Annotated in this window: 12 protein-coding genes; 7 read left to right on the top strand and 5 right to left on the bottom strand. The window is 59.5% G+C overall.

Annotation, left to right across the window (positions count from 1 at the left end; translation table 11 throughout):
* Positions 1 to 2 precede the first annotated feature (2 nt).
* Entirely contained in the window at positions 3 to 785 is a 783-nt protein-coding gene (locus BLU35_RS20165) for a 5-oxoprolinase subunit PxpA (protein WP_502688162.1), read from the bottom strand.
* 266 nt (positions 786 to 1,051) lie between these two features.
* Between BLU35_RS20165 and BLU35_RS20160 the strand changes: the two genes are divergently transcribed.
* A complete protein-coding gene (locus tag BLU35_RS20160) occupies positions 1,052 to 1,960 on the top strand; it encodes a LysR family transcriptional regulator (protein ID WP_093234241.1) in 909 nt (302 codons plus the stop codon).
* A gap of 561 nt (positions 1,961 to 2,521) precedes the next feature.
* Here BLU35_RS20160 and BLU35_RS20150 read toward each other — a convergent pair.
* Positions 2,522 to 2,968: a DUF1801 domain-containing protein gene (locus BLU35_RS20150; protein ID WP_093234286.1), complete on the bottom strand. Its 447-nt coding sequence runs from the start codon at positions 2,966 to 2,968 to the stop codon at positions 2,522 to 2,524.
* A gap of 138 nt (positions 2,969 to 3,106) precedes the next feature.
* Positions 3,107 to 3,628, bottom strand: a complete 522-nt coding sequence (locus BLU35_RS20145) for a DUF1801 domain-containing protein (protein ID WP_502688163.1) — start codon at positions 3,626 to 3,628, stop codon at positions 3,107 to 3,109.
* Between the two features lie 647 nt (positions 3,629 to 4,275).
* Here BLU35_RS20145 and BLU35_RS20140 point away from each other — a divergent pair.
* The 6 genes from BLU35_RS20140 to BLU35_RS20115 all read left to right on the top strand — a co-directional run bounded on the left by BLU35_RS20140 (position 4,276) and on the right by BLU35_RS20115 (position 9,013).
* The gene (locus tag BLU35_RS20140; RefSeq protein WP_093234239.1) at positions 4,276 to 4,740 is read left to right on the top strand and encodes a hypothetical protein; all 465 of its coding nucleotides are present in this window, start codon (positions 4,276 to 4,278) and stop codon (positions 4,738 to 4,740) included.
* Between the two features lie 6 nt (positions 4,741 to 4,746).
* A complete protein-coding gene (locus tag BLU35_RS36850) occupies positions 4,747 to 5,301 on the top strand; it encodes a 6TM ABC transporter family protein (RefSeq protein ID WP_093234238.1) in 555 nt (184 codons plus the stop codon).
* A 370-nt stretch (positions 5,302 to 5,671) separates the two neighbouring features.
* On the top strand, positions 5,672 to 6,616 hold the full coding sequence (locus tag BLU35_RS20130) for a Bug family tripartite tricarboxylate transporter substrate binding protein (protein ID WP_093234237.1): 945 nt from the start codon (positions 5,672 to 5,674) through the stop codon (positions 6,614 to 6,616).
* Positions 6,613 to 7,104, top strand: coding sequence for a tripartite tricarboxylate transporter TctB family protein (locus BLU35_RS20125; RefSeq protein ID WP_093234236.1), 492 nt, complete (start codon positions 6,613 to 6,615; stop codon positions 7,102 to 7,104). Before BLU35_RS20130 ends, BLU35_RS20125 begins: the two co-directional genes overlap by 4 nt.
* Before the next feature lie 14 nt (positions 7,105 to 7,118).
* Positions 7,119 to 8,636, top strand: a complete 1,518-nt coding sequence (locus BLU35_RS20120) for a tripartite tricarboxylate transporter permease (RefSeq protein ID WP_093234235.1) — start codon at positions 7,119 to 7,121, stop codon at positions 8,634 to 8,636.
* 209 nt (positions 8,637 to 8,845) lie between these two features.
* Positions 8,846 to 9,013, top strand: a complete 168-nt coding sequence (locus BLU35_RS20115) for a hypothetical protein (protein ID WP_089045897.1) — start codon at positions 8,846 to 8,848, stop codon at positions 9,011 to 9,013.
* 388 nt (positions 9,014 to 9,401) lie between these two features.
* Here BLU35_RS20115 and virB11 read toward each other — a convergent pair whose 3' ends face one another.
* Together virB11 and virB10 are read right to left on the bottom strand one after the other, a co-directional pair.
* The gene (gene virB11, locus BLU35_RS20110; RefSeq protein WP_093234234.1) at positions 9,402 to 10,394 is read right to left on the bottom strand and encodes a P-type DNA transfer ATPase VirB11; all 993 of its coding nucleotides are present in this window, start codon (positions 10,392 to 10,394) and stop codon (positions 9,402 to 9,404) included.
* A complete protein-coding gene (virB10, locus tag BLU35_RS20105; protein ID WP_093234233.1) occupies positions 10,375 to 11,565 on the bottom strand; it encodes a type IV secretion system protein VirB10 in 1,191 nt (396 codons plus the stop codon). Before virB10 ends, virB11 begins: the two co-directional genes overlap by 20 nt.
* Positions 11,566 to 11,570: the final 5 nt, after the last annotated feature.

Below are 11,570 nucleotides of genomic sequence, written 5' to 3'. Positions count from 1 at the left end.
CCTCATCCCGCTCTAAGCTGTGAAACAGGAGCGATGCGGATACCCTCCGCCGCAAGCGCCTCTCGCATGAGGCGCACGATATCGAGTGCGCCGAGCGTATCGGAATGAAAACAGATGGACTCGAAGGCGACCTCGATGTCTTCGCCGGTCACTGTGCGCACACGCCCCTCCTTGCAGGCGCGCACCACCTTTCGCGCGATCGCCGCGGCATCGGGCCGTCCGGCATTGCGGGTGAAGACGATCGAGCCGCTGTCGTCGTAATCGCGATCGGCATAGAATTCGCGAATGATCGGCTGACCGACTTCGCGCGCAGCGATTTCCGTCTCCGAGCCCGCCATGCAGAAGACAAAGGTGGTCGGGGCCACTGTGCGCATATATTGCAGAAAGATCTGGGAGAGCTCGCGATTGACCGCCATCTCCATGTAAAGCGCGCCGTGCGGCTTGACGTGCTGCAGGCTCGTACCGTGCCGTCTGGCAAATTCGCGGATGGCACCGACCTGGTAGACGATATCGTTGACGAGTTCACGAGCCGTGCCCGCAATCTTGCGACGACCGAAACCCTGCAGGTCACGGTAACCCGGATGCGCCCCGATACCGACGCCATGCTCGGCCGCAAGACGCACGGTCTCGTCCATCAGATTGGGGTCACCTGCATGGAAGCCCGCGGCAATGTTGGCGGAGCTGATCAGCGCCATCAGGGTCGCATCGTCCGTGTCGCCGATGTGCCAGCGACCGAAGGCCTCTCCCATGTCACAGTTGATGTCGACGACGTCGAGCAAAATCATTCCCTTCGACCGAGGCCGCCCCGAAAGCCGGCCAAACCTCCAATGAAGGAAACGCTAGGAGCATTTAGCGCATTTGAAAAATTCTATTTTCATATGCCATGTATCTGTTTTTCAGAATTCGCAGTTGCAATATTGCCGGTGAGAAAATACCGTCAAAACCGCCAGTTAAGCGGCTCTGCCTGGAATACGATCAGATATCTGCACAAGCAGTGCGTAGGCCTTCTGATTTCTTGGCGATCATTATCGAATAATCAGAAGAGTCATGGATGTCGATCAGCCTTCGTCAGCTTCGCTATTTCGTCGCGACCGCCGAACTCGGCCAGGTCTCACAGGCCGCCGTTGACCTCTCCATCTCGCAATCGGCCATTACCACCGCGATCAAGGAACTGGAGCGCATCGTCGGCGCCGACCTGTTCCTGCGCACAGCAAGCGGCATGGACCTGACCATGGCCGGACGACAGTTTCTCTCCCACGCCTACGAGATCCTAAAGAAGGTCGACGAGGCGACGCATCTCAATGTCGTCAGCAGTTCGGTAGCGGGCACCCTCGCAATTGCCGCAACCTATACGGTGATCGGCTACTTTCTTCCGCAGCACATCGAGCGGCTGCGGCGGCTCTTCCCAAAGCTCGACATTCAACTCTTCGAGCTCAATCGCGAGTCGATCGAGGAGGGTCTGTTGACCAACCGCTACGACATGGCGGTGCTGTTGACCTCCAACATCCTCAATCCGGCGTTGACGACCGAAAAGCTCATGAGCTCGACGCGACGCCTGTGGGTCCCTGCCCAACATCCGCTGCTCGCGCGCGACAGCGTCGGTTTTCGCGAGATCGCCCAGGAACCCTACATCATGCTGACGGTCGACGAAGCCGCGCATACGTCGCTGAAGTATTGGAGCGCATCGACGTATCAGCCGCGCGTCATTCTCCGTACGTCTTCGGTCGAGGCGGTTCGATCTCTGGTCGCCAATGGTCAGGGCGTGGCGATCCTTTCCGATATGGTGCACCGACCATGGTCGCTGGAGGGGCGCCGCATCGAGACGATTGACGTACGCGACGCCGTCCCCGCCATGGATGTCGGCCTCGCCTGGCGCCGAGGTTCTGAATTCACACCGGCAATGACGGCGCTTCGCTCGTATTTCCAGAAGGCCTTCCACAGCCCCGATCGCTCGCCCTGAGGGACCTCGAGCCTGCAGTGTGCAAGCATGCGCTAGTGGAGCTGCAACAAAGAAATGCGCTAGGGCACACGTGGGGCGCCCGGCGCGCCCTTGTTCGCCGCCACCCGGCCATAGGCCGCCATCATGTTCTCGCGGCTGAGGATCATCTCCATCAATCGCTCGTCCGCCTCCGGTCGACAGGGTATCGATCCTGCCGTGGTGTTTGGGCGTCTCAGCCCCGTCTTCTGCGACGCCGGTAGCACACCTGGAAACAGGGGCAGGCCGGCAGGCCTCCCAGGGTAAGACGCGTGACCTTCGTGCCATCCACCTGTTGCATCTACGCCGCATGCGCTTCCTGTTCGTCGAGCCGGCACTTTGCTTACAGCTTCCTTCACACCCCGCCTCGCGACGACGCCCTTGCTGTTCGGCTAGCGGTTCCCATCACCAGGGCGCAGCGGAAGACGTGCCGCGGCTTTCCGCGGTGCGCCAGGCATTGCGCGTGGTGTGAGAACACCGTTTGGCCGGGATCCGGCCGATAACTTGGAGGTGAGAGGCCTCTGCGGACGGCTCGCGTGATTTTCGTTAGGCCTTCTTACGCAAATTTCCGGAACGCGCGGCTTGCGCAGAAAGGTTCAGGTCCACGGCGGCGCGAATGAGCGCCATCAGCGCCTCCTCGTTGATCTCTTCGCCCTCTTTGATATCGATTGCACGTCGAACATTGCCCTCGAGGCTGGAATTGAAGAGACCCGTAGGATCCTCCAAGGAAGCCCCCTTTGCAAAGGTCATCTTCACCACGGCCTTGTAGGTTTCGCCGGTGCAGATGATCCCCGCGTGCTCCCAAACTGGGACGCCCCGCCACTTCCATTCCTCAACGACGTCGGGGTCAGCCTGCTTGATGAGCTTCCTGACCTGTGCCAGCGTCTGACCCCGCCAGTCGCTGAGTTCCGCAATTCTTGCACCGATCAGCGCGGAGGATGACGCTTCCCCTTCCGTCCCGGTGTTCTTCGTCTTCGCCGTCGCTTTCTTCATCGTCATCTCCTCCTATCGTCCCTTCGGTATTGCATGTCACCGCCACCATCATCACCCCCTGTCTTCCATGGGATGTCGAGATTGAAGCCGCGCTTGGCCTGGACCCGGCGAGCTCTGATGTCGGTACCGGCCCTAGGCTCACATGCGTTCGCCGGGCAACTGACTGGCTTGTTTTACCCAGTCAGTGAACTGGGACTCGTCGATCTCGTCATGCTCATGGATATGGAAATAGCGCGCGTTTTCCATTTTAGACGCGACCGGTGGTACCGGGCTCAGCAATGCGCCGCGGAAGAATGCGATCTTGATGTACTTCGTAAAACAGTGAAGGCTGAGAAACCACCCATCGTCCTTCATGCCATAGAACGGCGAATTCCACTTCACCGCCTTCTGCACTTGCGGAATGGTGCGTACGATGAGTTCGTCTAGCTGACGACCGACCTCGCTTTTCCAGCCGGGCATCGCCGCGATGTAGGCCTGCACCGGTGCGTCGCCGTAGCCCTTCGCGATCTGGGGATTACCGCCGGAAAGCAGCTTGGGTTGCGCGGTCGCCGTTTGTTCCTTGTTTTCAGCGGGCTGGGCGGACGCCTTCAGCGCCGACGATTTGGCAGTCCTTGGCGCGGTCCTTTTGCCGTCTCCCTTCGCTGGCGTCTTCGTGGCCACCTTTGCACCGCTGGTGTTCGCTGTCTTGGTCAATGCTCCATCCTTTCGAACAGGTCTTCGGGCTGGCTGGGCGCGAACCTACCACAGCTCGTTGTCCATGGGATACGGGTTCCATCATACGTGGTCCTGGCGTTTCGCAGCCCTAGGGGTCAGAACAAGAGCAGTCCAAAATCGTGCGTTAGGGTCGAACGGACCGTGAGTATCATGCGGCCCGGAGAAATCTGCTCGGCAGTCGCAGATGCTGTAGTTACCGTACTGGTCGGAGAGCCCGCTGTAGAATTCCGTGCCGGGCTCGTACTGTAATGTGGTAGCAGAGACGGTGGCGGTTCCAGCAGCGGCTTCAATAAAGGTGTCTCTAAGGGCGCTGGTGAGGTCAATATTCTCGATCGGATTATGAACGGCAACTATAGTATGCCCCCAGGTCAGTCGTGGGGCGCGCGTGCTTTTCGGGCTGTGGCCGAGACCTGGCGTAACGGCTCAAATGACCGCACTCTGACCAGAAGTGAAACGGACTACCCCTTCCGCGGCGGCTTTTACACCGGGACCCGTCAGGATCGCGAATTCGATCACGGCCGGCGCTAAAAGCTCTATATATCAGGGGCCGCTGTAGCGGCCCCTGTCCGCCTTTCCGAACTTTCAGGTGGAAGATGATCGCTGTTGTATCACTGTTTCTTTGGGCCCTTGCTGAAGAGGTTCTTAAAGTTTTCGGCGTTAAGATGGCTGTTGGCACAAAGTTTATCGCGCCTGCATTGCTCTGGTTCTTCCTGGGTGAGGCACTTCTAAAAATTGGCGCCCTTACGGACGGGGCTAATGTTTCGGCCGATGAAGTGTTCATTTTTTATTTTGGCGCTACGGCCATAGGTATTTCTACAAGCGTAATTCATTTGTACACCAGCGTATTCTATTTATTTTCGAGGAACTTCATTTATTCTGTGCCAGTATGCACTTTTATTCACGCAGCTTATAACTACTACGGCGATAACTATGTTGAGAACTACCCGAAATTTGTAGAGTTTATTGCCTCAGCCTGGATTGGTTCTTCCTTGATAGCGATTGTTCTTTTTATCGCATTGCGGTTCGAGCGGAAATTCATCCCAGCTTTGGAAGCGTAACGTAAGATGGCCGAACCGGTAGACAGTTCGAGAGGTCTCGGCCTCGCGTCACGACCCGTCCCGCTTTCATGGTTCACTAAATCGACGCTGAAGTACACGCCGCTGTTGGCGGAAACCATGGTAATTGCCATCGTCTTGCGGCTGTTGGGGTTGGTTGAACCGTTCGTCTTTCAGGCGATCATCGATCGGGTGCTCCCGTTTCACCGAGAAGCCACACTGATCTTGATCGTCATCGTGCTGACGACTACGACGATCTTCTCCGCACTACTGGGAGTGGTTGCCGCGACGCTCACGGCACGCCAACGCCAAATCCGTCATGGCGTCGCTGCCACATGCGAGCTCGGACGCTTGTGTGGTTTTCTGTTCAGCTTCTACTCAAAGCCGTTACCGCCTCGCCCTGGGCGGCGTCGATCTCGCAAGCTCGGTCGAGCAGGATGTACGCGAGGATCTCGCAACAGGGATGAGCGTTTCAGCCACCGCCAGGAAATTCGCCCCGGCAGACCATCATGCGGGTCCGCGACGAAGGTTCACGCTCCATTCGACCTCAGCGCAGGATTTTGAACTGCTCTTGTTCTGACCGTCCCGCCAGTTGTCATGACGCGATTCGGCTTTCATCAAGCATTCCGACGCATCCGAGGCGAGGCACCCTGCCTGGCGTGTGGTCCAATCCTCCTCCAGTTCCGGCGGGAAACTAAGAATTCGTAAACGCCACAGCTCGAAATTGTCATTCGGGGCTTGATGTCAGCTAAATGTCAGCTTTCTATGATGGCTTAGGGTCACTGGTGCCCGTGGAGGCGGGTCGCCGGTTGCGTACTGGGAGGAAGCCACCAACTCGGTCAGGCGATAAGGGTCAAAGAAACCCATCGCTGTCTTCCCGTTCGCACGCAGAAACAACGTGCGCGGTGAAAACGCGCCTCACGGAGGACTGACCTTGAAACACATTTTCCTCGCAACGATTCTCGCCGGCGCCATGTCGTTGCCGGCCGCCGCCGCTGACTACACCATCATCGCACCGGCAAACCCGGGAGGTGGCTGGGATCAGACGGCCCGCTCGCTGCAGACGGTCATGCAGCAGGAAGGCATCTCCGGCAACGTCCAGGTTCAGAACGTACCGGGCGCCGGTGGCACGATCGGTCTCGCTCAGTTCGCAAGCCAGCAGAAGGGCAACCCGAACGCCCTGATCGTCGGCGGCTACGTCATGGTAGGCGCAATCCTTACCAACAAGTCCCCGGTTACCCTCAAGGACGTTACGCCGATCGCACGCCTGACCGGCGAATACGAAGCGGTCGTCGTACCCGCTGCGTCCGAGATCAAGACGATGGGCGAGCTCGTCGAAGCTCTGAAGAAGGATCCGGGTGCGGTTTCCTGGGCGGGCGGCTCGGCCGGCGGGACTGACCACATTGCCGTTGGCCTGATCGCAAAGGCGGCCGGTGTCGACCCGACCAAGATCAACTACATCGCTTATTCCGGCGGCGGTGAAGCGCTTGCCGCGATCCTCGGCAGCCAGGTCACTGCTGGCATTTCCGGCTACGGCGAATTCGAATCGCAGGTCAAAGCCGGCACGCTTCGCCTCCTCGCCGTCTCCAGTGCTGAACGCATTCCTGGTGTTGACGCTCCGACACTGAAGGAATCCGGTGTCGATGTGGTCGTCGAGAACTGGCGCATGGTTGCAGCCGCTCCGGGCCTGTCGGATGAGCAGAAAGCTGCCGTATCGGCTGACATCGAGAAGCTTGCAAAGTCCGCCGGCTGGCAGGAAGTCCTGAAAACCAAGGGTTGGCAGGACAGCTACCTGGCAGGTGACGCCTTCAACACCCAGCTCGACAAGGATGTTGCGGCGACCGAAGGTGTTCTCAAGGACATTGGACTGGTGAAATGACCAAGGGGCATCACCCTTCAACTGCAACGCGTCGCCCGGATCGGGCGGCGCTCTTCATCGCGGCGGTCCTCGCCGTTATCGCTGGACTCATTTTCTGGGACGTGTCGCGCCTTGTTGGCGCTGCGGGCTATTCCCAGGTCGGACCAACGACCGTCCCCTATGCGATCGCCTGCTGTCTTCTTGGTCTTGCGATCTGGACCGCGTTCGAAGCGTTTCGCGGCGACTTTCCCGAGCGCGAGCGCCAGGAGGTTGCCCCGGTTGTCTGGATCGTCGTCGGCCTCGCCGCACAGATGCTCCTGCTGAACGTCGCAGGCTTCTCTATCGCTACCGGCATTCTGTTCGCATTGACCGCTCGTGGTTTCGGCAAGCGCAAGCTCTGGTTCTCTCTCCCGCTCGGTATCGTGCTCTGTTTTGTCGTGTGGGTGATCTTCGCCAAGCTCCTGCAATTGTCGCTGCCCGCAGGGCCGCTTGAACGCCTATTCTTCTAAGAGGGCCGACGACCATGGCTACTTTTGATTTCCTGCTGCAGGGATTGCTGGTTGCTGCGCAGCCGATGAACCTGCTCTACGCGCTGATCGGCGTGACGCTCGGCACAGCCGTCGGCGTCCTGCCCGGCATTGGCCCGGCACTGACCGTGGCGCTACTGCTGCCGGTCACCTATCGCCTCGATCCGGGCGGCTCGCTGATCATGTTCGCCGGCATCTACTACGGCGGTATGTATGGCGGCTCGACGACCTCGATCCTCTTGAATACGCCGGGCGAAAGCGCGTCGATCGTGACCGCGCTCGAGGGTAACAAGATGGCCCGCGCCGGCCGCGGTGGTCCGGCATTGGCAACGGCCGCAATCGGCTCGTTTGTCGCCGGTTTGATCGCCACGCTCGGCCTCGCCTTCATCGCACCCTATATTGTCAAGTTGGCCTTGGTCTTCGGTCCGCGAGAATATTTCGCGCTGATGGTACTCGCCTTCGTCACCGTCTCTTCGGCCTTCGGTGACTCCACTCTTCGCGGCCTAACGTCGCTCTTCGTCGGCCTGGCGCTCGCCGTCGTCGGCATCGACCAGTTGACTGGCCAGGCACGCCTTTCCTTCGGAGTGCCGGAACTGCTCGATGGCATCGAAGTGACGACACTCGCCGTCGCCATGTTCGCCATCGGCGAGACATTGTTCATTGCGGCCCAGGGCGACAAGGGGCCGGACAAGGTCGAAGCCGTCCGCGGTTCGATCTGGATGAGTGCCAATGACTGGGCGCGCTCCTGGAAGGCCTGGCTGCGCGGCACCTTCATCGGCTTCCCAATTGGTGCCATGCCGGCAGGCGGCGCCGAGATTGGCACCTTTCTGTCCTATGCGGCGGAAAAGCGTCTGACGAAGCATCCGGAAGAATTCGGCAATGGTGCAATCGAAGGCGTTGCAGGTCCGGAAGCGGCGAATAACGCTTCTGCCGCAGGCACGCTAGTGCCGCTCCTGACGCTCGGCCTGCCGACCACCGCAACGGCTGCGATCATGCTCGCCGGCTTCCAGCAGTACGGTCTCCAGCCGGGGCCGCTGCTGTTTGCAACCAATCCGCAGCTCGTCTGGGGCCTGATCGCCAGCCTGCTCATTGCCAACTTCATGCTGCTCGTTCTGAACCTGCCGCTGATCGGCCTCTGGGTGAAGTTGTTGACGATCCCGAAGCCGTGGCTCTATGCCGGCATACTCCTGTTCGCGACGCTCGGCACCATCGGCGCCAACCCGTCGGTCTATGAACTCGGCATGCTGCTCGCCTTCGGGCTGCTCGGTTATGCGATGCGCGTCTTCGGCTATCCAATTGCCCCTGTTGTCGTCGGCCTGATCCTCGGACCGCTTGCCGAGCAGCAACTCCGCCGGGCACTTGCGATCAGCCAGGGTGACTACAGCGTGCTGTTCACTTCGCCGATAGCCGCGGTGCTCCTGATCATCGCGGCTGCGGCCCTGATCATACCGCTGATCCTTCGGGCTCGTGGGCGTGGCGAAGTGCTTTCGCAACTGGCTGCCAGCGAAGACTAAATCAGTCAAATCCCGGAAAACCACCTCAGGCTTGTCGGGGTTTTTTCCAAGAGCGCCTCCTCCCAAGGCCTTTCCGCAGGCCCGGTCGGTTTGATTGCCGGCCGGGCCTGCATCCTTTGCATGGCTGGCGTGCCTGATTGTGCATTGCAAAAAGACTGCGCAAACCCCATCTTTTGCTCATCAAAGAGAAAACGAAAGCGAGCAAGAAGATGGCTACCACAACTTATCACAAGGGGTTCATCGGCCGTGCGTTCGCAGTTCTCGGCGCTGCTAGCGCTGCCGCCGCCGCTGTCGAAGGTCACCGCCGCCCGAAGGCAAGCGACCTGCGCACCCTCGGCATCGACCCGGCAAACTTCCCCGACACGCGCCGCGGCTAACAATTCCGGCGTCTTGAGAGGCGCCTTATCCTCCCAAGGATGAAACGGCTCGGGATCGGAAGATCGCCGGGCCGTTGCCTTTTTGCGCCCCGAGCTTAGTGTCGATGGTGCGAGCAAAACACGTCACGGCGAGTGGAGCCTCGACTACATAGTTAGCGTTCTCACTTCTCGCCGGCTTAGCATTGTGCTGCATGTCGAGGTCCCTGCCGCATGGGGTTCTTAGAGCCAAAATCTCCCCCATGGCACCTGAGAGGCGCCGCCCCGTAACCCTTCACCAGGACCAAAACACTCGCCAGCATGTCAGGCGAGATGCGCGGACTGGCAATAACTGCCGCTATACGACGACCAAGACTGGCTCGGTGTTCCAACGTTGGATTACGTCTGCCCGTCAGTTGGTTTCAAAATGGATTTCCGTTACACGGAACTGCCCGTTGATGCGCTTGCATTGAACGATCACATCGATCGCGATCTTCAGAAGGTTTCGGATGTCGCTCCGATCAAGAGTCTGTCCACCTTCGGATTCCTTCACCAATAACGTTAACTGTTCGAATGCAAGCCTTGCAGAGTCAGCATGCACAGTCGTGATTGAACCAGGGTGTCCGGAATTAACGTTGCGGAGGTAGTAGAAGGCCGTTCCGTCCCTCAGTTCCTGTAGGAAGATGCGATCGGGACGCATCCGGAGACTGGATTCTAGCAGTTCCTTGGGGCCGAGTTTGGCAAGCCCTTGCCCACCCTTGGAGTAGAACAGCCGAACGTGGTTCGCCTGCGGGATGACGAGTTCTGGTGTGTCTTCGATCGAGATGATCCGCTCATCGTCCGGAACATGACGAACGAGCGCTTTGGAGAGCGTCGTCTTACCGGACCCTGTCGCCCCGGAGATGATTATATTCCTGCGCGCCAGCACCGCCCTTCGTAGAAATTCTGCATAAGCACCTTTTTGATGCAGTTCAACGAGGTCGCGGTCTGACGCGGCGCTTCCATCTCGGACTGACGCCACGTGCCGGAATAGCCCACTCTCCTCCAGATCGTCGAGGCTCAACGTCACCGACGACGGCTTCCGTATCGTGATGCTGACCGTGCGTTTGCTGGTCGCAGGGGGGATAACGATCTGGATCCGCTCTTCGCCAGGAAGTGAAGCCGACAGGACCGGCCGGGTTTCATCGATTGATTGGTTGGAGTAGCTCGCCACGGCCCGGGCCAGGCGCATCAACTTGTCAAACGTGAGGTCCGGCATGGCATGGACCTGCCAACCACCCGGCCCCTCCGTCAGCACCTTACCTGGACGATTGACGATTACTTCATAGAGCGTTTCGTCCTTCAAGAACGGCGCCAGTGGGGACAACAATTCGCGGACGACCGCCTCATCGGGCGCCTCTACCATGCAGCCTCCTCTCAACAGGGGTCAGGCCCGGGCTGAAGTCGCCAAGAACAGCTCGATCGAGAATGCGGTTTCTCGGCTCCCTCACCTGAAGTTTGTAGACACCGGAAAAATCGAGATCGCGCGAAACGAAGATCGAAACGAACTCGCCCTGGTGCTTCATGAGCGTAGGCGGAATGTTGTTCGACTGCTCGACGGCAATGGCTGCTGCCTGCTTCCCCGCACTGGCCGTGTTTTGCGCGTCAACGTCGCTGTCTTGCAAACGGTTGTTCGCGTAACTGGTGGCGTCGCCTACGATGGACAGAAGGAGCGCGCTGCCGAACCGCTCCCACCAGTGAGTGTCAACAAATCCGTCCACGCCCGCCCGACCGAGCGCATCTGTCGCCGGCGAGGCCAGTGCCACAATGACCCCCTTTGGGGTTTTCGCGCGGCTCCAGAGGACGAAGAGGCGCTTCTGGCCGTGTTGGAGGCTGCCGCGGTATTCGCCGACGACCTGAGTACCCTTTTCCATCAGCACAACGCGGCCGTTGTCGGAAAGAACGTCTCGGTTGATAACGCAACTCGTAAAGCCCGGCTGATCCGACGCCAGTGCCGTTTCCAAAACGCAAGGGATCGAAGTCCCCATAGCAATGATGAAGTCCCGATTGCCGAGAGTGCCGGCGCGCGCCCCCTCAAGTCGGGTCGGCTGCAGCAATGCGTTGAACTGTTGCTCGTTGCGGCCGACCGAATTTTGGTCCACCGTGCCATCGAGCGGCAGGAAGGTGCCATCCGTCGACGTGGCGGGATCGTCGATATCCCGATGCGAACTGCGGTTTGTCTGACCGCCGCTATAAGCCATAACGGGTGCGCGACGTGCCGAGTCAAGTAGAGGATCATCCTCCTTTACCTCTTCCGTCACGACCGGGGTCGGCAGCTTCACTTCCGGCACGGTCTCTACTGGCTCCGGTGGATGCTTCGCCGGCTCGAAGTCCGTCGTTTGGCGAATGACAACCCGCTCCGACTTTGTTTTGTCTGGCAGCGTCTTCTCGCCGCTCACCGACCAGAGGGCGAAGGCAACGAATGCGACCACCGTCAGCGCCACGGCGCCCCGTTTTAGAGAGGGATTGTTATCAATCCGCCCACCAGCAAGGGTCTCGGCGCGCTCGCCCGGAATCCTGTCATCTTCGTGAACCATGAGTG

The organism is Sinorhizobium sp. NFACC03, from assembly GCF_900103435.1.
Taxonomy (GTDB): domain Bacteria; phylum Pseudomonadota; class Alphaproteobacteria; order Rhizobiales; family Rhizobiaceae; genus Ensifer.
Note: the sequence above shows the minus strand (reverse complement) of the source record. Positions and strands in the feature narration are given on the sequence as shown.